This is a genomic window from Streptomyces sp. NPDC054794 (assembly GCF_053611585.1).
Window position 1 is genome coordinate 1 of the sequence record NZ_JBSHAQ010000027.1, and the last position, 24,825, is coordinate 24,825.

Here is a 24,825-nt window from a genome sequence, read left to right on the forward strand (position 1 = left end):
TCACCCTCATCCGGGCGGCGCGCACCCACACCACATCATGGGCCCCAAATTCCCGCGTGCTCACCGGGGCGCCAGCATGGCCCCACCCCGCGCCGACGCCCCTGCCGGGGCGCCGTGCTTCGCCCGCCGCCACCCCTCGTGCGGGTAAGCCGCGCGCTTCGCGTACCCGCACACCCTCTCTTCGCACCGCCCACCGCACATTGCCCCGGAGGAGAAAAAGCATGAGCCGCAGCGACGTCCTGGTAGACGCCGACTGGGTCGAGGACCGCATCGATGACCCGAAGGTGGTCATCGTCGAGGTCGACGAGGACACGTCCGCGTACGACAAGAACCACATCAAGAACGCTGTACGGATCGACTGGAAGCAGGACCTCCAGGACCCCGTCCGCCGTGACTTCGTCGACCAGGAGGGCTTCGAGAAGCTCCTCTCCGCGAAGGGCATCGCCAACGACGACACCGTCGTCCTCTACGGTGGCAACAACAACTGGTTCGCCTCCTACGCGTACTGGTACTTCAAGCTCTACGGGCACGAGAGCGTCAAGCTCCTCGACGGCGGCCGCAAGAAGTGGGAGCTCGACTCCCGCAACCTGGTCGACGGCGCGCAGGTGCCAGAGCGGCCTTCGACCGCCTACAAGGCGAAGGCCCAGGACACCTCGATCCGCGCCTTCCGCGACGACGCCGTCGCCGCGATCGGCAACCAGAACCTGGTGGACGTGCGCTCCCCCGCCGAGTTCAGCGGCGAGCTGCTCGCCCCCGCGCACCTCCCGCAGGAGCAGTCGCAGCGCCCGGGCCACATCCCGAGCGCCCGCAACATCCCATGGTCCAAGAACGCCAACGACGACGGCACCTTCAAGTCGGACGACGAGCTCAAGGAGCTCTACGCCGAGGAGCAGGTCGACCTGACGCAGGACACCATCGCCTACTGCCGCATCGGTGAGCGTTCCGCGCTCACCTGGTTCGTGCTGCACGAACTGCTCGGTGTCCATAACGTCAAGAACTACGACGGCTCGTGGACCGAGTACGGCTCCCTCGTCGGCGTGCCGATCGAGCTCGGCGCCAACAAGTAACCCCTCCCCCGACCAGAAGGACAACCCCTATGTGTGGAGCAAAGGCCGGCGGCCCCGACGCTTCGACGATCAAGCCCGGTGAGGCGACAGTCCAGGGCAGCGTGACCCGTGACGGCGAGCCCGTCACCGGCTACGTCCGCCTGCTGGACTCGACCGGCGAGTTCACCGCCGAGGTCCCGACCTCGGCGACCGGACAGTTCCGCTTCCACGCGGCCGAGGGCACGCGGACGGTGCGCGCCCTCGTCCCGGGCGCCACGGCGGACCGTACGGTCGTCGCGCAGACCGGCGACCTCACCGAGGTCGCCATCGCCGTCTGATGTCCCGACGCGCCTCTCGCACCGCTCGGCGCGGGGCGCGTCACGGGCTACGAGCCGCGGCGCCGACGTGACATCAGTCGCTCTGCAACGGGCGTCCGTCGGATTCCGATAGCTCGCAGCTCCGCTTACTGGCCGAAAGGCCGCACCCCAGGGGGTTGGACGCTTTCCTGGAACCGGGTGCGCCCCTTCGGCCGTCCCGGTTTCCGGTCGTACCCTGAATTGGGCTTGATCCGCAGTGACGGACATCCGAGATCAGGGTTTCTGCCCCGCAAGGATGTCCAATATGGAGAGCACGGGGAAGAAGAGGCCTCGACCTCGCCGTTCGTTCGGGCCGGAGTTCAAGGTGGTCTCGTCGCTGAGGCCGGAGGCGTGATCGCGGACGACCCCCGCCCAGTAGCGCCTGAGTACGGCAGCGGCGAAGGCTGCAGCGGTGATGTCGGCGTCTGACCCACAAGATATGCAACCGGCCGCGGAGGCCGGAGAGACGGTCGGGCCGAACCATGTCAGACCGTGACGGCCATGCCCAGAACGGTTCCGATCACCAGAGTCGGAGGCCGCCGAGTGCGGGGCATACCAGCAGAGCCCACGCGTCCGTCGCGCCTCCCTCCGATACTCCAGCCGTAGATCGTGATCCTTACGTCTGGGATGCCGCTTTTTGCCGGTGATGCCTGGCTTGTGCTCATACCTGGCGTCGGCGTCGTCAGGCGGACCAGCGGAGCCGGTGGGCCGGACTGTGAACGGGGCAACGGCGACACTGATGAGCAGGCGCAGGATCTCGTTGCAAGTCAACGGGATCAGGTCGATCGGTGCGGAGTGGTGGGCGTGTTCGTCGGCGCGGAGACGCCGCATCTGGAGGATTGGCATCCTCCCCTTCTTAAAAGAGGGGGATTCCAACCCAGGTGGGTTGAGGTTCACGGACGTTCGACCGCTGTGTGGGCGGTGTCGTCCCTCCGGCACCGGCTGTTCGCCGGGGGCGGGGATCCCGCCCCGTCCTGCCGCGACGTTGATGGCTGCGTTCTCGTCTGCGTTGCAGGTGAAGCCGCAGGAGGAGCAGACGAACTCGGCTTGGCTCTTGCGCGAGTTCTTGTCGATCCACCCGCAGGCACTGCATCGCAGGGAGGTGTACGGGGCCGGAACGTCCTGGACTCGGCCGGGGGCCTTGTGTTCGGCACGCTGCCGGAGCAGGCCCCAGCCCTGGGCGAGGATCACCCGGTTCAGGCCCGCCTTCTGGCGGACCTTCGCGCCCTGCTCGGCGAGGTGCCCTTCACGGTCCGGGTCATGTTCTTGATGTTCAGCTTCTCGAAGCGGATCACGTCGTACGACCGCGCGAGGATGGTGCTGGTCTTCTCGCACCAGTCCTTACGCCGGTTGGCCTCTCGGGCCTTGAGCTTCGCGACCTTCGCGTACTCGGCGATTTTCAGGTCGCTGCCCTTGGGAGCGCGTGCCGCGCGCCGTTGGTGCTTGCGGATGCGGGCGTGCTCGCGGGTAGTGAGCTGCGGGTAGTTCAGACGCCGGCCGTCCGAGAGGGCCGCGGTGATCGTGACGCCACGGTCGATGCCGATGACCTCGCCCGTGCCCGGTGCCGTGATCGGGTCGGGGATGACGGCGAACGCGATGTGCCACTGGTCGTTGCGCCACGTGACGCGGAACGTCTTCGCGGCGGGCAGGCCGGGGCGGGTGTTACGGAAGCGGACCCAGCCGCAGCCGGGCACCTTCACCTGCGCCCACCGGCGGTTCAGCTTCTGCACCACCACCGACCGGCCCATGACCTGCCGCCCCTTGGCATTCAGCTGCGTGGTGCCATCCGCGTCGTACTCGGGCATACGGTCGGTCCCGATGACCCGGAACCCCTCATGCTTGTACTTCTTGCGCCAGGTCGGCTCACCGAACCCGGACATGAACCGGGCCTGTTTGGCCTTGGCAAAGTCCTTCAGCGCCTGCTGCTGAACGTCCGCGTTCCCCCCGCCCAGCCACTCGTTGTCGCGCCTGGCACCGGTCAGTTGCTGGCACTGCTCCGCAAAGGACGGGGCCCCGTATTGCTTGCCGTCCGGCCGGTAACGCGCCTTGTACCTCCTCCAGTGAGAGTGCTGCTCGACCGCCAGGTTCCACACGAACCGGGCATGCGCGCAGTGCTCCAGCATCTGCTGCTCCTGGGCAGGCGTCGGACACAAACGGAATCGAGACTACGAGCATCAACACCCCGAACCCTACAAGCCACCACTGACAACAGCAGGTCAGGACAAATGCGCAGCGGACTCCGCCGCTGCGCGGCTCCGCGCCAAGGATGCATTCCCCACCCGCCTAAAGGCGGGTGCCCCCTGCAAGAGACCCGGTGGATCGCTCGCGTTCACTGACGCGGCCGACGGCCGGTGCTCCCCAACAGCCTGGCCTGCTCACTCTTCAACTGTGTGAACCGAGCGCGGGTGTATTCCCGCAATCCGCGCCCGGGGAACGGCACGACCGACAGATGCTCCGTGAAGTCGCTCTGCGCCCAGCGCGCGGCGGTGATCTCATAGCCGGAGACATGCGCGCAGAGTTGCAGCAGCACCTCGGGCATCTCCTCCTCGATGAGCAGGTCCGCCCTGGTGACCACCACGTCCCGCATCGCCCGGATGTTGGGGATGAACACGCTCGTGGCCCATGTGCGCCACTGGGCGAGCTCCTCCTCGGTCGGCGGTATGTCGTGGTCGAACGGGTCCCGGCCGTCCTCGCGGGCGTACATCGCCGAGAAGGTGTCGTAGACCCGGCTGTTGGACTCCATCAGCGCGAACAGAGGGCCGTAGAAGTCGTTCAACTGCGCGTTGACCCGGTCCAGTCGGGCCTGCCGTTGAGTGAGACGCAGGCCGTTGACATACGTCGCCAGGTAGCCGAGGAAGGCCAGCCCGACAGTGAAGATCGTGGTGAGCATGGGAGGTGATAGTAAGGCGCTTTCCGGCGTGGATCTCCCAGTACTCCGGCCATAGATCGTGATCTTGCGGGTGGGGGTCGGCTGAGAGATGGGTATAGCCACCGCTGATCATCGGTGTGTGAGGACTGAAGATCATGCGGTGGCCGCAGGGCACAGCGTAGACCCTGCCCGTTGGCAGGAGGCGTTCGAGGGCCTGATGGCCCGGATAGCGGGCCGGTTCACGCGGGTTGAACCCCTGCGCCGGGTACGGAACTTGGTGCTGGGGCTGCTGTCGGACCTGCCACGCAAGAACTGCTGGAGCATGGCCGAGTGGGCCGGGGAGGCCACTCCGGACGTAATGCAGCACCTGCTCGGCCAGGCCAAGTGGGATGCCAACACCGTCCGCGACGACGTGCGGGAGTACGTACTGGAGCACCTGCGCGACGAGGATGCGGTCCTGGTGGTCGACGAGACCGGGGACGTGAAGAGGGGCGCGCACACCGTCGGGGTCCAGCGCCAGTACACCGGCACCGCCGGCAGAATCGAAAACTCTCAGGTCACCGTCCACCTCGTCTACGCAGGCCACCGCGGACATGCGGCGGTGGACCGGGAACTGTGTATCCCGCGCTCGTGGACGTGCGGCCCGGACCGCTGCCGGGCCGCGGGCCTGGGCGAGGACACCGCCTTCGAGACCAAGCCGGAGCTGGCCGCCTGGATGATCGGCCGGTTCGTTGATGCCGGGCAGCGCGTGGACTGGGTTGCGGGAGACGAGGTCTACGGAGGCAACCCGAAGCTGCGGTCCGCGCTGGAAGAGCACGGGGTCGGATATGTGCTCGCCGTCTCCTGCTCGCCTGAAGTCACCACCGGTGCGGGGAAGTTCCGCGCGGATGCCCTGGCCGCGAAGGTGCCGAAGCGGGCCTGGCAGAAGCTGTCGGCGGGGCGGAGCCAAGGGGTACCGCTTCTACGACTGGGCCGTCGCCGACCTGGCCGAACCCCGGCGACTCGCCGACTGTGGCGGCGCCCGCCCCGAAGAGTCGGGAGCAGGAGCCGCCACGTTCGGCGCCGGCATTTCAGCCGAGGAAGCGAAGGGACCTCACCGTGCCGAATCTGATGGCAGATAGATCCTGGACATTCCCATTGTCGACCTGCGCCTTGCCAGTGCAGTCGGCTCCGTCCCAGATCTTGACGGCGCCGGCTGCCTGGAGCGAGCCGGAGAAGCGGACGTTCTTGCAGCCGGGACCCGCCACCCCTTGGGAGGGGTCGGCGAAGTTCGGACCTTGGAAGAAGGTGGCGCTGCTCGCGGGCGAGGCGCTGGCACCGCCGCTGCCACCAGCACCGGCTCCGGACTGACCGCCGCCAGTCCTCTCGCCGTCCGGCTTGACGCCGAACCAGGTGCCGCCTGCGCCCTGGCCGTTGGCGTCCCCAGCCTTCGTGTCCTTGTTGAAGAGGTAAACGGGCCAGCCGCCGATGGTGACCTGGAAGGCGCCGTCACGCTGGACAAAGCCAATCGACGACCTGTCGATCCCGTCGAGGAACACCTTCCCGCCACGCGCGACCAGATACGGCGGCCAGATGGTTGCGCACTGCCCACTGCAGTTGGACTTCGACGGGTCTGCGGTGTCCTTGTCGAACCGGTACAGCGTGAAGTCGGCACCATTTACTACGACCGGATCCAGTTGTCCGGCGCGTCCGGCCGACAACTGTACCCACTTGCGGGCGACCGGCTTCTTCGCCGCCACAGCGGGTGCCGCGTCGGGCGCCAAGTCACCGGTCTGCGCAGGCGCATTGTTCTGCTGTGCTGTGCCGTTCTGGAAGGACAGCTCGCCGGCCCCGGATGCGGATGACGATGCGGATGAGCCCGCGTCCTTGGTGTCATTTCCGCCACAGGCGGACAGCAGAAGAACGCCCACCGCCGCGAAAGAGGCGAGCGTTGCGGCTCGTGTACGGAACATCGAGAAATACCCCCGAATGCTGCTGGTCTTTCCGAGGCGTACCGACTCGGCGTAGTCGACGCTCAACCAGCAACACGTGTCCGGACGAGCGGCGGGAGCAGGTCGCTCACCATGTCGATCGGGCCGTCGGCCGCCGCGGACATCGCCCCGCGGTCGCCGTCCTCGTCCCCGGTCAGCCGGAGCGGGGGTACCGGGGGCCGAACCGGTCGGCGAGGAGGTCCAGGGCGGCCCGGTTGCGGCCCGGGGCGATCGCGCGGCCCGCTCCCATCGCCAGCGCGACCGCCACCGCGCTGCTGCCGGAGCATGCGCTGGACAGCGTCCACAGGGCTGCGGTATTTCGCCGGCGCAGTACCGCAACGCCCCGCCCGCAGCAGTGATCGCGAGGATGGACGACTGGCCAGCGGTTCCCTTCCGTCTGTCGGCCGCCTTGGACGAATGCGCAGGTTCTCCAGACGCTTGATCATGGTCTGCCCGGTCGGCCGCCCGTAGCGTGGCAGGCAGCCGTGCGGAGGGCCACAGCGCCGTCACCGACCAGCGCACGGACCATCGAAAGGCGGAACATGCAGTACGAACAGCTCGGCGCCACAGGGGTCTTCGTCTCCCGGATCGCTTTGGGCACGATGACGTTCGGCGGGGCGGGGACACTGCCGTGGAGTGTTGTAGGCGGGCTGGACGAGAAGGCCGCGGACGAGATTGTGAGCCAGGCTCTGGATGCGGGGGTCAACCTCATCGACACCGCTGACATGTATGCGGCGGGCGAGTGCGAGGAGATCCTCGGCCGGGTGCTGGGCTCAAGGCGCCGCGACACGCTGCTCGCCACGAAGCTCTTCGCCCGCATGGGCACCGGCCCCAACGAGATGGGGCTGTCGCGGCTGTGGGTCACCCGGGCGTTGGAGGACAGCCTGCGGCGACTGCGTACCGACCACATCGACCTCTACCAGATCCACAGTTTCGATCCCCTGACTCCGGTGGAGGAGACGCTGGCCGCATTGGACGACGCCGTCCGACAGGGCAAGATCCGCTATATCGGAGCATCGAACCTGGCGGCGTGGCAGATGATGAAGTTCCTCGGCGCCTCGCACTCGCGCGGGCTGGAGCGGTTCGTGTCCCAGCAGGTGTACTACTCGCTGGCCGGACGGGACATCGAGCGCGAGATCCTGCCGATGGCCACGGACCAGAAGCTCGCCACGCTGGTGTGGAGCCCGCTCGCCGGCGGGTTCCTGTCCGGCAAGTTCGACCGCAACGGAACCAGTGATGACACCGCCCGCCGGGCCCTCGCCGACTACCCGCCCGTGGACCGGGAACGCGGCTGGGACATCGTGGATGTACTGCGCATCGTGGCTGCGCGCCACGGTGTGAGTGTGGCCCGCGTCGCCATCGCCTGGGTGCTCGCCCAGCCTTGGATCACGAGCGTGATCGTCGGCGCCAAGCGCCCCGACCAGCTCACCGAAAACCTGGCCGCCATCGACCTCGTACTCACCGACGAGGACCTGACAGACCTGGACGCGGCCAGCGCACTCCCGGCCTCCTACCCCGACTGGGGCCAGGGCGCGCCTGCCGACCGCCTGCCGCTGCACGCCTGACCCCGCGCCCGAACGCAAAGGGCGGGCCATCGCCACCGTCATGGGCGGTCTCACCGTCGCCACAGCCATTGGCGTCCCCATCGGTTCCTTCATCGGCGGCACTATGAACTGGCGCGCCACGATGTGGCTGGTCGCCGCACTCGGTGCCATCGCTCTGGTCGGCGTGACTCGCGTCATCCCCCACATCCACATGCCCATTCCGACCAAGCTGCGTGATCGACTCGCCCCGCTGGGCGATCGACGCGTGATAGCTGCATTGGCCTTGGTCATGCTCGCCTTCAGCAGCTTCTACGCCCTCTACACCTACCTGGGGCCGGTGCTGAACCCGGCCACTGGCGGCAAGGCCACCAAGGTCTCTGTCCTCCTGTGCGCGTACGGCACGATGGCCGTTGTCGGCAATACGATCGGCGGCAAACTCGCCGATACCCGCGACCCGAGAAGGGTCCGCTTCACCCTCTGGCTTGCTTCGCCGCTGTCCTGGCCATCGTTCCTCCTGGGCGTCATTGGTTCATCGGGGCCCTGGTGTGGGTTGTGCTCCTCGGCGTGCCCAGTGTGCTCCAGTACGTCTCACATCTGAAACTCCTCGTGGAGCTCGTCCCACAAGCCACTCCTTTGCTGTTGGGCCTGAACGCCTCCGCTCAGTACCTCGGGATGGGCATAGCCGGCGCGGTCGGCGGAGCGGCCTTGGGGGCGTGGGGCCCGTCCAGCCTCGGCTGGATCAGCACCACGATCATGCTCGCCGCGGTCGTCCTCGCTCTCACGGCACTGCGTCACGCACCATGTCCTGGCTGTCCGGCTACCACCGACTCAGTCCCCGCTACGAGCGGGGGGACGTCGCCCTGAGTGGTGGACACGCTGATATCGGGCAGTACTGACGACGGTCTGGAGCTGCATGCAGGCGTGCACCTGCTCCATGGCGGGCTGCACGGCCTGCCTCATCTGGTCCACGCGTGATCCAACGGCAGCACAACGAGAGCCTTGGCAAGGTTGGCGTCGAAGTGCGGTACGACGGAATCGAGTTCGAGCCAGATCGTCCCCAGCTGCCCTGGGCGTGTCCCCTACCGAAAGTGCAGCGGGGTTGCTCTTTTGACGGGCCGGCGCGACAACGCGCGAATGCGGTGGTGCCGACGGGAGCTGTGTTGAAAGGAACCGGCCGCTGCCGGACAGGACAGGTTGTGGAATCCATGATGGAACAGGAGACGCGCCGGCTTCGGCAGGCGCGCTTCAAAGGACTGGCGCATGTGGTGGCGGAACCGCTGCACCGGTATCTGCTGCGACGGACGAACCCCGACATGGTCGAGGACATCTTGTCGGAGACGATGCTGGTGCTGTGGCGCCGCATCGACGAGGTGCCCGGGCTCGGAACCGGTCCCACGCCCGATCCCGATGGCGTGCTGCCGTGGTGCTACGGAGTGGCACGGGGCTGCTTGGCCAATGCCCGCCGCGCTGACGGACGCAGGCTCCGCCTCGTGGAGCGGCTGATCCGGACACAGCAGCACCCTGCGGCAATGGCCGCCGATCACAGTGACCTGCATGCCGCCCTCGATGGCCTTGAGGAACTGGACCGCGAGATGGTGCGACTGTGGGCATGGGAGGGCCTGGCGCCGCGTCGGATCGCAGAAGTGACCGGGCTCCCCTCCAACGCGGTGAGCATCCGGCTCCACCGGGCGAAGAGGAAACTCGCCGCACAGATACAGCTGATGCGAAAGAACGCCGACCGGCCCGGACACAAGTCAGATGAAGGAAGGAGCAGTCAGTGAATGACGACGAGCTGTTGGCCCGGCTGAGGGCCGCCGACCCGGCACTGACCCCAAGTGCTCCGCTACCCGACATCAACCGTCTTGTGGAGACTGCCTTGAACACCGACATCACGCTCCAGTCAGAGAAGACCGCGGCGGGCATCACCACTCGCCCTGCGAAGGCCGTCGCCGTAAGGGGACGTCGCCGTCTCCTCACACTCGCGGCGGCTGCCGGTCTGCTCATGCTCGGAGGCGGCATCGTGGGAGGGATCATGGCGAATGGCGACAGTGGTCACTCGTCCGCGTCCGGGCCGCTGCCGCTCACCGCCGCGAGCGGCACTGCGCACGCCAAGTGCATGGAACCGACCCCCGACCGACTGCGCCAGTACCCGACGCTCTTCGAAGGAACGGTCACCTCCGTCCAGGGCCCCTCGGTCTTCTTCCGTGTCGATCACTGGTTGCGCGGTGGTGACTCGGACACGGTACGACTCAACAGCGACACCGACGAGCCGGAGAGCCTGACGTTCTCGGTCGGAGAGCACTACATCGTGGCCGCCACCAAGGACGGCACCGTCCCGCAGTGCGGCGCGAACGTGGCCTCGGACGAAACCAGGAGCAAGTTCCGGCAGACATCCGGAAAGTGATCGCACACTTGACTTCCTCCCTGGGCTGTAGCCCGGGGATTGCCCTCTACGCTCCAGCGCCTCGGAAGTGGGGCGAATCCCCCCGGTTCCGGAGGTGCGTTGGGCAATTTCCATGTCAATCCGGAGCGCGGCGGCGTGCTCGATGAGGTGCTGGGTTTGCCGCCATGGCGATGACGGTGTAGCGGCTCTCGACCTCGTCGGCCCCGCGGTGCTGGTCGCTTCGGCCAAGCCCGGAGGGCAGGGAGTCGCACCGTGCGGCTCGCGGTCGTGAACCCCGCCGCCGATCAGGTCGTAGTGCGGAACGTACCTCCGAAGTCCTACAGGAGATCCGCATGTCCAGTCACCTTCAAGTCCTCGTCGTCGGAGCCGGCATCGCCGGCCTGGCGACCGCCGCAGCGCTTCACCGCGAGGGAATGTCCGTCGACGTCATTGAACGTTCCCCTGAGAGCCGAGCCGGGGGAGCCGGACTCTTCCTGCCCGGGAACAGCGTCCGCGCACTGACCGCACTGGGGCTGGGAAAGCACCTCAGCGAGCTAGGAGCGCCCGTACCCGGCCAGCGGCTGATGGACCACCGGGGCAGGGTGCTGGCCGACATCGACATGGCCGAACTCTGGAGAGGCACCGCCGGCTGCGTCGGCATCACCCGAAGCGACCTCCATGCCGCCCTGCAGGACATCATGCCGGTACCCGTCCGCCACGGGGTCACCGTGGTCTCGCTCAGGCATTCCGACGACGGTATGTACGACGACGGCGTGCACGTGGAGTTCAGCGACGGCGGGAGTGGCCGTTACGACGTGGTCGTGGGAGCGGACGGCATACGGTCGGGCCTGCGGGAGTCGGTCGATCCGGCAGCCGGTACCCGCTACCTCGGGCAGGTGTGCTGGCGCTTCCTGATCGACGCTCCCGACATCGACCGATGGACCGTGTGGCTGGGCCCGGGAACGACCTTCCTGGCCTACCCCGTCGGCGGCGGCCGGGTGTGCTGCTACGCCGACGCGGCGACCGCCTCACCCCAGGACCCGACCACCGCCACCGGTCTTCACGGACTGTTCTCCGGCTATGACCAGCGGGTACGGGACCTGCTGGTCATAGCCGCGGCCCATGAGGCGTACTTCTCACCGGTGGAGGAGGTCAGCGGCGAGACGTGGGCGCACGGACGCGTCGTGCTGGTGGGGGACGCCGCCCACGCGAGCTCGCCCAATATGGCCCAGGGCGTTGCCATGGCCGTCGAGGACGCTCAGGTCCTGGCAGAGGTGCTGGCCACCGGGGGAGACACCGAGCACCTCCTGCAGCAGTACGTCCAGCGCAGGCTTCCGCGCACCCGGTGGGTGCAGCGCCAGACCCACCGGCGCGACCGGACCAGGTCCATGGCGCCCGCCCTTCGCAACATCGCCTTCCGCTACGGTGCCAAGGCCTTGTTCGAGCGCGGTTACGCCCCGCTGCGCGACCTGCCCTGACCGCGCAGGACAGGTAGCAATGACGTTCCCTGTCGACCCGGAGGGTGGCCGACTGCTTCGCCGACGACGCCGCGCACTCTTCGGCCGTCGGACCCGGCGCAGGAGGACCGGCCATCAGGGCGGCCACGTCCACGGCCCCCCGCCGCCCCGGCGGGGGGCCGTGGACCAGCGGGAGCTGCGCCCCACGTACAGCCTGCCGTGGTCACGAAGTTGATCGCAGCCAGCCCCTCACTCTCCGTGTCGGCCGCGGTCACCGCCCTGCGGCCGCGTCGGCGCACGGCGGCACCGAGCTGCGCCACGCGCCACGGCTGCCCGACTCCGGCGGCAGTCCGTCAGGCCAGGCTCGACGGGACGATCCCGTAACGGCGCATCTTGCGGTACATCGTGGCGCGGGAGATCCCGAGGTCCTGCGCGGTGCGCTGGACGTTGGAGTTGCGGTTCACCAACCCAAGCAGGATGGCGTCGCGTTCCAGCGCCTCGATGGTGGTCAGGACCCTGTGCGAGGACACCCGGCATTCCGGCGGAAGGTCCTCCGCATGGATCATCCGACCGGAAGGCCGCCGCGCCAGTCCGCGGATTACCGACTCGAGCTGCCGGACGTTCTCCGGCCAGGGGCACCGCTGCAGCATGGCCAGTGCATCCGGGGAGAACCTGCTCTCACCGGTCGGCCGGTACTTGCGCAGGAAGAACCACGCCAGGGAGTCAAGATCCCCATGGCGATGGCGCAGGGGCGGCACCTCCACCAAGGCGCCGCAGAACTGGTCGAGCTGGTCGTCAGTGCTGACCATGGATGGTTGGCTGGTCATGACGAGTTGCCCGGTAGCGGTGCCGTGCAGGTGCGCCAGCAGGCTCGTCAGCCGCTGCCGCAGCTGATCCCCCAACAAGTGGACATCCCGGAGGACAAGTACGTGGGACGGCACGGTAAGCAGCTCCCCGATGTCGTGAAGCCAGCGCTCGGTGACGGCCGGTGAATCGGACAGTGGCGGTTCCGTCATCTCCAGCCGGCGTCCGGCGCCGTGAGCCCGGTGCAGGGCCTCGACCAGCGTCCTCTTGCCCACACCCGCCTCGCCCAGCAGATGCAGCGACGTCCCGGCGACGAACGCCGCTTGGCTGTCGGCGACCGCGCGGAGCCAGTGCGGGGACGAGCCCACCAGTCGCAGGTCGGGCCGGGCGGGCGCGGCGGAAACCGCAGGTCCGGACTGGGGCCGTCCGATCAGGCGGACTCTGAAGACGGCGCCCGCATCGCTGTCCTCGCGCCGACAGCGACTGACCCTGAATTCGGCGACCCGTCCGGAGGGCAGGGCGATGCTGCGCGTCCCCTCCATCCGGGGGTTGTCGGCGAACTCGCGGGCGTGGTCGAGCAGCGCGTAGTGATCCGGTCCGGTCACGGAAGAGCTGAGCTGCTCGTTCATCATGACGACATCACGGTTGAGGGCCAGCACGGCTCCGGGGCGCACCGAGGAGCAGGCCGCCATGTAGTCCTGGAACAGGGCCCGTTCGCGTCGCGAGGTGATCGCCGCGATTTCGCCCTCGATCTGGGCCGCGACCGAGCGAGCGAAGGCCATCAGCATGCCGTCGGAGCCCTGACGGATGGTGGTGAGGTTGAAGGCTCCCAGAAGGGTGCGCCGGGTGGGATGCAGGATCGGTACCGCCGCGCAGTGGAAGTCCCGCAGCGCCTCGACGTAGTGCTCCATTCCGGCGATCATGACCGGGCGGCCGCTGGCCAGCGCGGTGCCGATCCCGTTGGTGCCCACGTAGCGCTCGGCGAACACATGGCCCGGCGCCAGATGCACGCGGTTGAGGTTCGTCGTCAGCCCCTCGTGGGAGACCTTGCGGGAGAGCACCACCCCGTCGCGGTCTGTGATCATCGTGGAGACCGGGTCGTCGGCGAGCTGCTCGTGCAGCCGCTCCAGGATCGGCAGCGCCGCCCTGGCGAGGGGGCTGTCCAGATTGGGGGTGTCCAGGTACGGAGCGTCAAGGCTGCCCGACTTCACCCTGTGTTCCATCGAGCGCTGCCACGAGGCCACGACGAGCGGCCGGGCGCTTGGATCCTTGGTGACTTCCAGGTAGAGCTCTCTGGCTGCTTTCAGTGAGCTTCCGGGTTGGTAGCGGGGCATTAACACTCCCGTACTGCGCGCGTCACATTCCCTCGGTGCAGTGATTGGACCAGCTCGAAGGCGTGGCGCCTACGGCGTGTATCACATTGAGACATCCGCGGACTGCTTCTGAGACATCGACCTGCGAGACGCGGCCTGTGTAATCGGCGCACCATTCATCCGCCGACTCGCAGGGAGCCGCCATGAAAGCCGTGCAGGTCATTGAGTACGACGAGCCGCCCGTGCTCGTGGACGTGCCGGACCCGCAGATCACCGGTCCGCTGGATGTGATCGTGAAGATCGGGGGCGCCGGAGTGTGCCGGACCGATCTGCACATCCTCGAAGGACAGTGGAAGGACAAGAGCGGGGTCACCCTCCCCTACACGATCGGTCACGAGAACGCCGGCTGGGTTGCGGAGGTCGGCCAGTCCGTCACCCACGTGGAGGTCGGTGACCCGGTCATCCTGCATCCGCTGGTGACCTGCGGTCTGTGCCGCGCCTGCCGGGCCGGCGACGACGTGCACTGCATGAACTCGGCCTTCCCCGGCATCGACACCAACGGGGGCTACGCGGAGTACTTGAAGACCAGCGCCCGCTCGGTCGTGCCCCTCGCGCCGTCCCTAGAGCCGGCCTCGGTGGCGGCGCTGGCCGACGCCGGGCTCACGGCGTACCACGCCGTCGCCAAGGCGGCCCGGGTGCTGCGGCCCGGCGACAAGGCCGTGGTCCTCGGCGCCGGCGGACTCGGGCATATCGGAATTCAGGTACTGCGGGCCCTGTCACCGGTGGAGATGATCGTCATCGACCGCAGCCCGGAGGCCCTCGCGCTGGCCAAGGAACTGGGCGCCGACCACACCCTCGTCGCGGACGGAAGCGAAGCCGACTGCGTACGCGACTTCACCGCAGGGCACGGGGCGGAGGCCGTCCTGGACTTCGTCGGTGAAGGGGGCGCCGTCGAGACGGGCGTGGCCTGCCTGCGCCGCAACGGCAACTACTACGTCATCGGCTACGGCGGCCACCTGAACGTTCCGACGATCGACGTCATCTCCACGGAGATCAACTTCATCGGCAACCTCGTGGGGTCCTACAACGACCTCTCCGAGCTGATGGTCCTCGCAGCCCAGGGCAAGGTCACGCTGCACACCCAGCGCTACCCCCTCGCCTCCTTCCAGCAGGCCCTCGACGACCTGGACGCCGGAGCCGTACGCGGCCGAGCGATCTTGATCCCCTGACATCGCAGGAGAAGCCCCATGCACAGCAGACCGTACACAGCCCTGGTCGCCGTCGCCGCCGTCGCGGCCCTGACCGCCACCGCGTGCACCGCCCAGAACCTGGCACAGGAGAAGCCCAAGGAAAAGGCCGGGCTCTTCAAGCCCGGCTCGGGGATCAGCTACCAGAAGTACGGCAAGGACTACCCGGCCACGAAGGTCAAGGACGTTCCCGGACCCTGCAGCTACGACGAGATCAGCCGCAAGGACTACTCCGGCCAGACACTGAAGATCATCAGTCACGCAGTTCCTGTCATCGGCGAGCCGACCCAACTGCACGCCAAGCAGTTCGAGGACATCACCGGCGGGAAGGTCGAGGTGGTCAACGTCCCCTTCGGCGAGCTGCACCAGAAGATCCTGACGCCTCTTCAGGCGGGCCAGCCGGCGTACGACGTCATGTTCTACCCGTCTCTGTGGATCGGCGACATGGCCCCGTACCTGCAACCGGTGCCGCAGGAGTACCTCGATACCCCCGGCATGAAGGACGTCACCAAGGCATATATGGACGTGGCGACGTGGAACGGGAAGGTCGTGCAGTACCCGGTGGACGGCGACCGGCATTACCTCAAGGTCCGCACCGATGTGCTGAAGGACCCGCAGTGGAAGGCGGCGTACAAGCAGGCCACGGGCAAGGAGCTGGAAGTCCCCAAGACCTGGGACGAGTACCAGAAGGTAGCCGGGTTCTTCAGCGGCAAGGACTTCGACGGCGACGGCAAGCGCAACTACGGCAGCGCCGAGGTGACCAAGCGCGACGACCTGACGTTCTCCGCGTTCATCAGCCGGGCGGCGCCTTACGTGAAGAACCCGGCCGTCAAGGGCGGTGTCTTCTTCGACGTCAAGACGATGAAGCCGCTGATCAACACGCCCGGCTTCGTCCGTGCCCTGGAGGACATGGTGAAGGCCAAGTCCACCTGGGCACCCGGCGGCGCCAACTTCGGTCTGGGAGACGAGATCTTCTCCTTCGGAGGCGGGCAGACGCTGATGTCGTACTCGTGGGACGACGCCTTCATCCAGGCCCAGCAGCCGGACAGCAAGATCCGTAACAAGGTCCAGGCGGCACCGCTGCCGGGTTCCTCGGAGGTCTACAACCGCACCACGAAGTCGTGGGACAAGAAGGCGAACCAGGCGCCCTACTTCACCTGGGGATGGACCTCGGCGGTGGCCAAGGCCTCACGCCACCAGCAGATGGCCTTCGACTACCTGTGCTTCTTCAGCAACGAGGCCAACACCGCGCTCGACCTGACCATCGGCCGATTCGGGGTCAACCCGTACCGCTACTCCCACTTCGACCCGGCGTTCTGGGAGAAGCAGGGCTGGACAAAGGACGTCGCCGAGTCGTACGTACTGACGCTCTCCGGCATGGAGAAGAGCCGCAACCGCGTCTTCGACCTGCGCGTTCCCGGTGTCAACCAGTACATGTCCGCCCTGGCCAACGGCATCGCGTCGGCCGTGGCCGGCCAGGAGTCACCGCAGCAGGCGCTGGACGGCGTGGCCCGGGAATGGTCCAAGATCACCGGCCAGATCGGCAAGGACAAGGTCCAGAGCGCCTATCGCCATGTGGTCGCGCTCGAGGACAACTCCTGATCCGACCGCAGGACGCCCCGGGTGGCGGGACCGGACCGGCCGGCCACCCGGGGGCGTCCGCCCCTTCCGCTAGGAGAACCATGGACGGCCTGCGCCGGCACAAGAGCATGTTCCTGCTGCCGGGACTGCTCACGCTCTTTCTGATCATCATCTTCCCGCTTCTGTTCACCATCCGTGTCAGCTTCTCGGGCTGGAACGTCAGCAACCCTCATATGGACTTCATAGGAGGGGTCAACTTCACCGCAGTACTGCACGACAGCCGCTTCTGGGCCTCCATCACCCGTCTGGTCCTGCTGGCGGGCGGCACGGTCCTGATCCAGTACGTCATCGGGTTCGGCATGGCCCTGCTCGTCTGGCGCGAGGTACGCGGCCGCAGATTCTGGCGCGTGCTGTTCCTCGTCCCCATGATGACCACGCCCGTGGTGATGGCCGCCATCTGGCAGACGATCTTCCATGAGTCGCTGGGGCCGGCGAACGATCTGCTGGGCATGCTGGGCCTGACCAGGATTCCCTGGCTCACCGAGTCGGGGCCGGCGCTGGTGGCGCTGATGACCGTCGAGGTCTGGCAGTGGACCCCCTTCATGTTCCTGCTGCTGCTGGCCGGTCTGCTGAGCCTTCCCAAGGAGCCGTTCATGGCCGCCGCGATCGACGGCGCCGGCACCTGGCGCACTTTCTGGAAGGTGACCTTCCCGCTGATGGCGCCGGTGTCGGTCGCGGCGGTCGTCATCCGGCTGATCGAGGCGTCCAAGCTCTCCGACAGCGTTTACGTACTGACCTCCGGCGGTCCGGGCTCCTCCACGGAGACCCCGGGCTACTACCTCTACATCGAGGGGCTCAGGGACCAGCAGACCGGGTACAGCGGTGCGATGTCCCTGATCTACCTGGTCCTGATGAGCGTCACGCTCACGGTCGTCGCCGCCCTGCTCACCAGGGCCCTCAAGCTCAAGGGGGACTCATGAGGTCGCGCCTTTATCCCATATTCAAATACACGGTGATCGCACTGTGGGCCTGCTTCGTCGCGGGACCGTTCTTCTGGGCGATGACGACCAGTTTCAAGAGCGCCAACGCGGTCCAGGGCGGTCCCACCTACATTCCCTGGGTGCAGTACAAGCCCACTCTCACCGGGTGGCGCAACATCTTCGGCGGAGCCGGCGGTGTCGATGTGATCCGTCCCTTCGTCAACAGCGCGATCGTCACCATCGCCGCGTCCGCCATCAGCCTGGCCCTGGGGTCTCTGGCCGCCTACGCACTGTCCCGCTACCGGTTCAGGCTGGGCTTCATCAAAAACAGCGACATCGTCTTCTTCTTCGTCTCCCAACGGATCATGCCGCCCGTCGTCCTGGTGATCCCCTTCTTCTACCTCCTGCAGTGGGGCGGCCTCCTTGACACCATTCCCGGCCTGGTCATCGTGACGGTCGCCCTGCTGCTGCCGATCGCGGTCTGGGTGATGGTGGACTTCTTCAACGGCATCCCGCGGGAGATCGACGAGATGGCGATGCTGGACGGCTGCGGCCCGTTCCAGACCTTCGTACGGGCGATCCTGCCGAACTCCCTGCCCGGCCTGACCGTGGCGGCGATGTTCTGCGCCGTGTTCGGCTGGAACGACTTCTTCTTCGCCTTCCGGCTGACCTTCACCGAGGTCCAGACCCTGCCTCAGGCGGTCGTCGCCCTCAACTCCTCCATTCCGCCGTGGTGGACGCTGTCCGCCGCCGCGCTCTTCGGCGTGACACCGCTGGTCGTGCTCGCCATCTGGGTGGAGCGCTATCTGTCCAAGGGGAACCTCTCGGGAGCGGTCCGATGAACCTGAGTGCCATTGATCTGTGCCTGACCGTCGACGGCGTCGACCACCTCAAGAACGTGACCGCGACCTTCCAGCCGGGACGGCTCCACACCGTCATCGGCCGGACGATGGCCGGAAAGACGACGCTGCTGCGGGTGCTCGCCGGCTTGCAGAACGTGGATTCCGGCTCCCTGACCCGGGCGGGAGCGGACTTCCTGAAGACGCCCGTGTGGCGGCGCGACACCGCCATGGTCTACCAGCAGTTCATCAACTACCCGCATCTCAATGTGTTCGACAATGTGGCCTTCCCGCTGAAGCGGGCCGGGCTGTCACGGGACGAGATCCAGCGCCGGGTCCGGAAGGGTCTGGCCAGTGTGGGGCTTGCGGGCTTCGAGAAGCGCAAGCCGTCCCAGCTCTCCGGCGGCCAGCAGCAGCGTGTCGCGATGGCCCGCGCCCTGGCACGTGGTACCGGCATCCTCCTGCTGGACGAGCCGCTGGCGAACCTGGACTACAAGTTGCGCGAACAGCTGCGCGACGAACTCAAGACCCTTTTCTCAGACCAGGGCGACACGATCGTTGTCTACACGACCACCGAACCCGCCGAGGCGATGATGCTCGGGGATGTGGTGCTGGTCATGCACGAGGGGCGGATCCTCCAGACCGGTACCCCGCAGGAGGTCTACGACCACCCGGCGAGCACCACGGTGGCGTCCATCATCAACGACCCGCCCATGAACATCTTCGCGGGCCGGGTCGAGAGCGGTCAGGTCGCGGTGGCCGGCTTCCAGGCCACACACGTCTCCGCCCATCTGGCCGATCTTCCCGACGGCGCCTACCAGTTCGGACTTCGCGCCACGGACGTCGGCCTGGCCACCAGCGGGGTCGAGGGCGAGGTCACGTTCGTGGAGATCTCCGGTTCCGAGACCTTCGTCCACGTGGTCGTCGGCGAGAGTCCCTTCGTCGTACAGATCCAGGGCATCCACGACGTGGCCCTCGGCGACCTGGTCAAACTGCGGCTCCGTCCCGACCGGCTGTTCGCCTTCGACGAGAGAGGAACGCTCGTGCGGACACCTTCATACGAACTCGCCTCAGTGGAAGGGCGTTGACATGGCGCAGTTGGACATCGTCGATGTTGGGCACGCGTACGCGCCGGGTGTCGAGGAGGAGCGGTGGGCTCTCAAACCGCTGAGGCTGAGCTTCGAGTCCGGCAAGACCTATGCGCTGGTCGGCCCCTCGGGCTGCGGCAAGACGACGCTGCTGAACATCCTTTCCGGCCTGCTCAGACCATCCCAGGGACGGGTGCTGTTCGACGGCGTGGACGTCACCGCCCTGCCCACGAAGGCCCGGAACATCGCCCAGGTCTTCCAGTTCCCGGTCATCTACAAGTCGATGACGGTCTACGAGAACCTCGCCTTCCCGCTGCAGTGCCGACGCTGGGACAGGGCGAGGATCGACGCCAAGGTCCAGCAGGTCGCCGAGGCCCTGGACCTGCACGACCGGCTGGGGCAGCCCGCCCGGGGGCTCACAGCCGACGACAAGCAGCTGATCTCACTCGGCCGCGGCCTGGTCCGTGACGACGTAGCCGCCATACTGATGGACGAACCGCTCACCGTCATCGACCCGCAGCTGAAGCACATGCTGCGGCGCAAGATCCGTGAGATCACCGACCAGTTCAGGCCCACAGTCATCTACGTGACACACGACCAGTACGAGGCGATGAGCTTCGCGCAGGAAGTGCTGGTCATGAAGGACGGCCGTGCCGTGCAACAGGGCACCCCCGAGCAGCTCTTCGAGGCGCCCTCGTCCACCTTCGTCGGCTACTTCATCGGCTCTCCGGCGATGAACTTCCTGACCGTGGACCGGGGCAACGGTCCCTTCGCGCTGGCTGGCCGGACGCTGTGCGCTGCCTGGGACGTCCCGCACAGCATGACCGAAGTCCAGGTGGGCGTCCGGCCCGAGTACGTCAAAGTCGTCACGGAACCCGGTCCCAACACCTTCCCCGGCAGACTGCGGGATGTCAGGGACCACGGCGCTCAACGCGTGATCGAGGTGGAAGTGGCCGGGCAGCTCGTGAGAGCCAAGACACCGCGGGAGGCGGCAGTTCCGGCGGGCGAAGAGATCCTGATCCATCTGCCGCGAGCCAAGGTTCTTCCGTACGCGGACGGTCAGTTGGTGTTCCAGTCCTGATCATCATTCGGGTATGCCAGCACCCTCGGGTCACCTCCCGTGGCGGGCCGACCGATCAGCGGCCCGCCACGGGGCGTGGTCAAGGCAATGCGACGGGGTGCTCGGCACGCCTTCTCTCGTCGGTCCGCGGGTCGGCGAGGGCAAGCCGAGGCCGTACGATCTTGTCACGACCGGTCCTGGTGGCGCGGTCAGAAAGCGAGCAACGCCGCGCCCGCACGCGCATCGGCTTGTTGCCTGCCCGTCGCGTAAGCAACACCTGCTGGTGCGGGTACAGGAGCGTCCCCGGCCAAGGCACACGTCACGTTTCCCTTCCGCCACGCCAGGCACGGCGGAACCCACAAACACACGTCAGTGGAGGAATCCCATGATCTTCATCACCGCCAAATTCCGGGTCCGTCCCGAGCACGCCGACCGGTGGCCCGAGATCACCGCTGACTTCACCCGGGCCACACGCGCCGAGCCCGGCTGCCTGTGGTTCGACTGGTCGCGCAATGTGGTGGACCCGACGGAGTACGTTCTGCTCGAGGCTTTCCGCGGCGAAGCGGCCGGGGTCGCGCATGTGCAGTCCGCGCACTTCAAGGCTGCGCAGCAGACATTGCCGCCCCATCTGGTCGAGACGCCGCGCATCGTGAACCTGACCGTTCCGCAGCACGACTGGTCGCTGCTGGGCGAGATGGCGGTACCCGGTCAGGAGTAGTCTCGAATTCCTCCCGGTCCCAAGGGGCCGGGATTCCCTTATAGCTCGCACAGATGGGCGTGGGGTTGTGGTCGCCGGGTGGGGCGGTCGTGCCGGCGGTGGGTGGTCCAGGAGCGGCGGGTGAGGCTACGCACGGTGATGTTGGCGTCAGCGTAGTGAAAGAAGGCGTTGATAACAGTGGTCCGGTGTTCGTAGCGGCGCGCGAGCCGGTGGAAGGGGTTCTGCCAGGCGTGCGTGCGCTCTACCTGCCAACGCTGGGTGGCCTGGATCGGGGCCTTTTCGCCCTTGTGCGCGATCCGACTTTGCAGTCCGCGTTGGTCGAGGGTGGTACGGGTCTTGCCCGAGTCGTAGCCGGCGTCCAGGTGCACGGTGATGTCGTCGGGCAGTGGGCCGAGGTCGTCCAGCAGGTCCAGGGTGATGACAAGCAGGGGCGCGTCGTGGCAGTTCACTCCGGCCAGTACGCAGCCGAGCGGGATTCCGTAACCGTCCGTCATTCCCGAGCGTTTGAGACCTTGTCTGCCGCGGTCGACCGGTGAGTGTCCGGCCGCTTCTCCGCCTCCGGGTGCCTTGGTGATCGACCCGTCGATGGCAATCCGGTCCAGGCGGATCACTCGGCTCGGTATCTACCGTCCTACCGGAAACGTGCACAGGACGACGGCCCATGCCAGCCGGTGAACGATGTCGGGAAGCCGTGCGTGGGAGAACCGCATGCACGGTGTGAAGTGGCGGGGACTGGAAACGGAGCATCAGCCACCGCGCCAGTCCCCGGCCGTACTTGCCCGGGGCGCCAGTAGTGGCTGTTCACTGAGCGGTTGGGAGTATGAGCAGGCCGCCCACGACTCGGCGAGCGGCCTGCTTCGCTCGTAGCGTTGTGCTGCCTGCCGTCAGCTCTGGTCGGCCGTGCGGCGCCTGCGTGCGATGAACACTGCGCCAGTGCCGACCACCCACGACCGCGAGACCGACACCCGCGACGACGGGAGTGCTGCTCGACGCGCCGGTCCTGATCGCGTGGCAACATACGAACTGCCTAGCGGGGTGATCGCGTTCTCACGCGGTACCTTGCGCGCCGGGGCGCTGCTTCTGGGCGTCGACGACGGCCCGTTCCAGCACGGCGGTGTACTCGAGGACCGTGCCAGGCTTGATGTCGTCGGCCTGCTTGACCTGGACAGCGCGGCTGCCGAGATAGGTGTAGGTCTTGCGGTCGAAGATCCACTCGGTGCGATCGCCGCTCTGCTGGTCGACGTGGGCCAGGGCGATGCCCTCGCGTCCCGCGGCGTCCTCGGCATGGTCCACCACCACAACCCCGGGGATCTTGGCCGCAGCCCGGTACAGCGCTGCGTTCAGCTTCGACGGTGCGAGCTGCTCCCTGAGCAGGCCGCCGACAGTGGTGAATGCCTCCTGGTCCGGGGAGTTCCCCTGGCCCCTGGTCTCCTCGTAGATCTTCTTCAGCAGGGCGTCCGGGTCGGTGGGCAGCGTCTTGAGGTAGTCGTAGGAGGGGGCGTTCAAGCTGCTCTCGACGTCGCTGTCGAGGGTGACCCCGCCCTCGGGCTGGTAGCCGGGCTCGTCCAGCCAGCCCTGTTTGCCGTCGGGGGAATTCCATGCCTCACGGATATGCAGGGGCTGGACCAAGGGCTTGGACTCATCCGTGTCGGTGTGCGAGACGCAGAGGTAGGAGACCTCGCTCTTGACGTAGATGTACTGGCCCGGGCCGGGTTCGGGCGTCTTGCGGGCCGAGGCGGCGGCGGCGATGCGCTCGACGGTGGAGGCGAGCTGGGCGGTGCTGCCGGGCTCGATGCGGACGACTGGCGCTTCGACCGGGGGCGGGGTGGCCGCGGTCGTGCCGCTGCCCCCGGAACCGGTCAGCGTGATGAAGGCGAATGCGCCGGCCAGGGCGGCGGCGGTGACCGGGACACCAATCAGCAGGACACGGCGTGCCGCGCGCCGGGACGGCGCAGGGGCGGGCTCAGGGGGCTGAATCTCGTTCATCAGGTGTTCCTCGAGAAGCAGGTGACGGTCGAGCGACAGGTGCGGGTCTCCCGGCGCCGGCAGCAACCGGGCCAGCTCCGCGTGGTCCAGCGACTCCTCACGCCGAGACTTCTTGCGGATCATTCGGACCTCTCCTCGTACGACTCGTGTGACCGGGCCGCAGAAGTGCGGCCGCCCTGTACTTGTCCGTTGCGCGGTAGCGGTTCCCTGCGTTTCCTCAGTTCTTCGTCGGCCAGCTTGCTCAGCCGTCTGCGGGCGCGGGACAGGCGCGAGCGCACGGTGCCGACCGGGACGCCGAGCACGGCCGCCGCCTCCTCGTAGCTGAGCCCGGACCACACACAGAGTGTGAAGACCTCGCGCTCGCTCCGGTTCAGCTTCTCCAGCACCCGCTGGGCGGCAGCCAGCTGGTCGGCATCGGCTATGCGGCCGACGAGTTCGTCGGCGAAGTCCGGGACCGTTTCCTTGGCCGGCAGGCGCTCCAGGGCCCGCCGATGGCGGCGCGCAGCGCGGGTGGTGTTGCGCAGTACGTTCACGGCGATGCCCATCAGCCAGGGCCGCGGACTGTCGCCCTCGTCCCGCAGCTTGGCGCGCAGCCGCCACGCCTCCAAGAAGGTCAGCGAGACGATGTCCTCGGCGACGGTCCAGTCTCCGGTCACGCGCACCGCGTGCCGGTGGACCAGTCGGGCGTGGTCACGGAAGAGCTCGCGGAACGCCTCGGGATCGCCTGCCCGTATCCGGGTGTGCAATGAGTAGTCCACGTCAAGCTTTGTCCAATCGGCGGGGCAGGTTCCCGTGGCGTGCGTCACACGGTCAGGAGACATGGGGCTCCGCGACCTGCTCGCGCATTGCGTTCGCCGTTTCCGTGGGCTGAGCGACATCTCGGGCGGCAGCAAGTACTGGGCGGCACGGCAGTTGAGCACCAGGGCAGGTGGAGTTGCCAGGTTGAGTGGAGGTCCAGTCTGTCAATCCCTTCGAACTGTGGAGATCTTCTGGGCGCGCAGGTAGGCGCGTTGGGGTACCTCGGCAGTAGAAACAGGCACAAGCCCTGGTGATCATGGAGTTGCGACGCTCTGTGATCACCGGAAGACCTGTGCCTACCCTGCCATCATGGCTGACCGAAGAAGCCGCCGGACGCTCACCGGTCGACCGCGGCAACAAGGTCTCAAACGCTAGGGACTGGACGTGCGCGGCTTGGCCGCGCCGGGCGAGTGCCCACGGCCGATCAGGTCCGGTCCCGGCCGGGCCTTCTTGTCCGGCCGCGTCAGCGACCGCCGCCCGCGGCGATGGGCGCCCTGGATGCCGTGCTCGCGCATGACGCGGGCGATGCGTTAGCGGTTCACGCACCGTCCCAGGCGCCACATTTAGGCGTGGACCCGCTGAGGACGCCGGCGCGTCACCGCTCATGGCGAACCGGGCGACGGCGGCCGGGCGGGAAACATTTCATCTGATCAAGAACGGGGACGGGACCGTGAGTCTGGTGGCCTGCAACAACCTGTACGTCACGTCGAACAACGGCCAGACTCCCTTGATCACCGACCGGACGGCCAAGGGGTCCTAGGAGCGAATTATCATGCTCACCGTTCC

At 67.3% G+C, this 24,825-nt stretch carries 23 protein-coding genes and 3 pseudogenes; 16 read left to right on the forward strand and 10 right to left on the reverse strand.

Features of this window, described 5'->3' with window-relative positions:
• Window positions 1-221: 221 nt before the first annotated feature.
• Both ACWGKT_RS26540 and ACWGKT_RS26545 read left to right on the forward strand, forming a co-directional pair.
• Window positions 222-1,067, forward strand: coding sequence for a sulfurtransferase (locus ACWGKT_RS26540; protein WP_453275678.1), 846 nt, complete (start codon window positions 222-224; stop codon window positions 1,065-1,067).
• 29 nt (window positions 1,068-1,096) lie between these two features.
• Window positions 1,097-1,384 carry a DUF1416 domain-containing protein gene (locus ACWGKT_RS26545; protein WP_453275679.1) on the forward strand — a complete coding sequence of 96 codons (288 nt, stop codon included), beginning with the start codon at window positions 1,097-1,099 and terminating at the stop codon, window positions 1,382-1,384.
• A gap of 252 nt (window positions 1,385-1,636) precedes the next feature.
• Here the strand turns inward: ACWGKT_RS26545 and ACWGKT_RS26550 are convergent, their stop codons facing one another.
• From ACWGKT_RS26550 to ACWGKT_RS26560, 3 genes are all read right to left on the reverse strand, one after another.
• Entirely contained in the window at window positions 1,637-2,593 is a 957-nt protein-coding gene (locus ACWGKT_RS26550) for a zinc ribbon domain-containing protein (RefSeq protein ID WP_453275680.1), read from the reverse strand.
• Window positions 2,594-2,598: 5 nt separating this feature from the next.
• Entirely contained in the window at window positions 2,599-3,525 is a 927-nt protein-coding gene (locus ACWGKT_RS26555; protein WP_453275681.1) for an RNA-guided endonuclease InsQ/TnpB family protein, read from the reverse strand.
• A gap of 206 nt (window positions 3,526-3,731) precedes the next feature.
• On the reverse strand, window positions 3,732-4,292 hold the full coding sequence (locus tag ACWGKT_RS26560) for a hypothetical protein (RefSeq protein ID WP_453275682.1): 561 nt from the start codon (window positions 4,290-4,292) through the stop codon (window positions 3,732-3,734).
• A 196-nt stretch (window positions 4,293-4,488) separates the two neighbouring features.
• Here ACWGKT_RS26560 and ACWGKT_RS26565 point away from each other — a divergent pair.
• Window positions 4,489-5,269 (forward strand): annotated as a pseudogene (locus ACWGKT_RS26565) (IS701 family transposase); the annotation flags it as partial.
• Between the two features lie 72 nt (window positions 5,270-5,341).
• On the opposite strand, the gene ACWGKT_RS26570 reads toward ACWGKT_RS26565, so the two are convergent.
• Both ACWGKT_RS26570 and ACWGKT_RS26575 read right to left on the reverse strand, forming a co-directional pair.
• A complete protein-coding gene (locus tag ACWGKT_RS26570) occupies window positions 5,342-6,289 on the reverse strand; it encodes a hypothetical protein (protein WP_453275683.1) in 948 nt (315 codons plus the stop codon).
• Between the two features lie 23 nt (window positions 6,290-6,312).
• A pseudogene (locus ACWGKT_RS26575) lies at window positions 6,313-6,521 on the reverse strand (alcohol dehydrogenase); the annotation flags it as partial.
• 262 nt (window positions 6,522-6,783) lie between these two features.
• On the opposite strand from ACWGKT_RS26575, the gene ACWGKT_RS26580 reads away from it, so the two are divergent.
• The 5 genes from ACWGKT_RS26580 to ACWGKT_RS26600 all read left to right on the forward strand — a co-directional run bounded on the left by ACWGKT_RS26580 (window position 6,784) and on the right by ACWGKT_RS26600 (window position 11,646).
• Window positions 6,784-7,806: an aldo/keto reductase gene (locus ACWGKT_RS26580; protein WP_453275684.1), complete on the forward strand. Its 1,023-nt coding sequence runs from the start codon at window positions 6,784-6,786 to the stop codon at window positions 7,804-7,806.
• A gap of 28 nt (window positions 7,807-7,834) precedes the next feature.
• Window positions 7,835-8,383 (forward strand): MFS transporter, encoded by a 549-nt coding sequence (locus ACWGKT_RS26585; protein WP_453275779.1) that lies wholly within the window; start codon window positions 7,835-7,837, stop codon window positions 8,381-8,383.
• A 607-nt stretch (window positions 8,384-8,990) separates the two neighbouring features.
• Complete coding sequence (locus ACWGKT_RS26590; protein WP_453275685.1) at window positions 8,991-9,566, forward strand: RNA polymerase sigma factor; 576 nt, start codon at window positions 8,991-8,993, stop codon at window positions 9,564-9,566.
• The gene (locus ACWGKT_RS26595) at window positions 9,563-10,189 is read left to right on the forward strand and encodes a hypothetical protein (RefSeq protein ID WP_453275686.1); all 627 of its coding nucleotides are present in this window, start codon (window positions 9,563-9,565) and stop codon (window positions 10,187-10,189) included. The genes ACWGKT_RS26590 and ACWGKT_RS26595 overlap by 4 nt, the downstream gene beginning before the upstream one ends.
• Before the next feature lie 332 nt (window positions 10,190-10,521).
• Window positions 10,522-11,646 carry an FAD-dependent oxidoreductase gene (locus ACWGKT_RS26600; RefSeq protein WP_453275687.1) on the forward strand — a complete coding sequence of 375 codons (1,125 nt, stop codon included), beginning with the start codon at window positions 10,522-10,524 and terminating at the stop codon, window positions 11,644-11,646.
• A 332-nt stretch (window positions 11,647-11,978) separates the two neighbouring features.
• Here the strand turns inward: ACWGKT_RS26600 and ACWGKT_RS26605 are convergent, their stop codons facing one another.
• Entirely contained in the window at window positions 11,979-13,763 is a 1,785-nt protein-coding gene (locus ACWGKT_RS26605) for a sigma-54-dependent Fis family transcriptional regulator (RefSeq protein WP_453275688.1), read from the reverse strand.
• 182 nt (window positions 13,764-13,945) lie between these two features.
• On the opposite strand from ACWGKT_RS26605, the gene ACWGKT_RS26610 reads away from it, so the two are divergent.
• The 7 genes from ACWGKT_RS26610 to ACWGKT_RS26640 all read left to right on the forward strand — a co-directional run bounded on the left by ACWGKT_RS26610 (window position 13,946) and on the right by ACWGKT_RS26640 (window position 21,255).
• A complete protein-coding gene (locus tag ACWGKT_RS26610) occupies window positions 13,946-14,971 on the forward strand; it encodes an NAD(P)-dependent alcohol dehydrogenase (protein ID WP_453275689.1) in 1,026 nt (341 codons plus the stop codon).
• An 18-nt stretch (window positions 14,972-14,989) separates the two neighbouring features.
• The gene (locus tag ACWGKT_RS26615) at window positions 14,990-16,591 is read left to right on the forward strand and encodes an extracellular solute-binding protein (protein ID WP_453275690.1); all 1,602 of its coding nucleotides are present in this window, start codon (window positions 14,990-14,992) and stop codon (window positions 16,589-16,591) included.
• Window positions 16,592-16,671: 80 nt separating this feature from the next.
• A complete protein-coding gene (locus ACWGKT_RS26620) occupies window positions 16,672-17,550 on the forward strand; it encodes a carbohydrate ABC transporter permease (protein ID WP_453275691.1) in 879 nt (292 codons plus the stop codon).
• 32 nt (window positions 17,551-17,582) lie between these two features.
• A complete protein-coding gene (locus ACWGKT_RS26625; protein ID WP_453275692.1) occupies window positions 17,583-18,392 on the forward strand; it encodes a carbohydrate ABC transporter permease in 810 nt (269 codons plus the stop codon).
• Entirely contained in the window at window positions 18,389-19,477 is a 1,089-nt protein-coding gene (locus tag ACWGKT_RS26630) for an ABC transporter ATP-binding protein (protein ID WP_453275693.1), read from the forward strand. The genes ACWGKT_RS26625 and ACWGKT_RS26630 overlap by 4 nt, the downstream gene beginning before the upstream one ends.
• A 1-nt stretch (window position 19,478) precedes the next feature.
• The gene (locus ACWGKT_RS26635; protein ID WP_453275694.1) at window positions 19,479-20,558 is read left to right on the forward strand and encodes an ABC transporter ATP-binding protein; all 1,080 of its coding nucleotides are present in this window, start codon (window positions 19,479-19,481) and stop codon (window positions 20,556-20,558) included.
• A gap of 364 nt (window positions 20,559-20,922) precedes the next feature.
• On the forward strand, window positions 20,923-21,255 hold the full coding sequence (locus ACWGKT_RS26640) for a putative quinol monooxygenase (RefSeq protein WP_453275695.1): 333 nt from the start codon (window positions 20,923-20,925) through the stop codon (window positions 21,253-21,255).
• 38 nt (window positions 21,256-21,293) lie between these two features.
• Here ACWGKT_RS26640 and ACWGKT_RS26645 read toward each other — a convergent pair.
• The 4 genes and pseudogenes from ACWGKT_RS26645 to ACWGKT_RS26660 all read right to left on the reverse strand — a co-directional run.
• Window positions 21,294-21,857 (reverse strand): annotated as a pseudogene (locus tag ACWGKT_RS26645) (transposase); the annotation flags it as partial.
• 445 nt (window positions 21,858-22,302) lie between these two features.
• On the reverse strand, window positions 22,303-23,364 hold the full coding sequence (locus tag ACWGKT_RS26650; RefSeq protein ID WP_453275696.1) for a CU044_5270 family protein: 1,062 nt from the start codon (window positions 23,362-23,364) through the stop codon (window positions 22,303-22,305).
• The gene (locus ACWGKT_RS26655; protein WP_453275697.1) at window positions 23,361-23,999 is read right to left on the reverse strand and encodes an RNA polymerase sigma factor; all 639 of its coding nucleotides are present in this window, start codon (window positions 23,997-23,999) and stop codon (window positions 23,361-23,363) included. Before ACWGKT_RS26655 ends, ACWGKT_RS26650 begins: the two co-directional genes overlap by 4 nt.
• A 411-nt stretch (window positions 24,000-24,410) precedes the next feature.
• Entirely contained in the window at window positions 24,411-24,554 is a 144-nt protein-coding gene (locus tag ACWGKT_RS26660; RefSeq protein ID WP_453275698.1) for a hypothetical protein, read from the reverse strand.
• Between the two features lie 89 nt (window positions 24,555-24,643).
• On the opposite strand from ACWGKT_RS26660, the gene ACWGKT_RS26665 reads away from it, so the two are divergent.
• Entirely contained in the window at window positions 24,644-24,799 is a 156-nt protein-coding gene (locus ACWGKT_RS26665; protein WP_453275699.1) for a hypothetical protein, read from the forward strand.
• Window positions 24,800-24,825 lie beyond the last annotated feature (26 nt).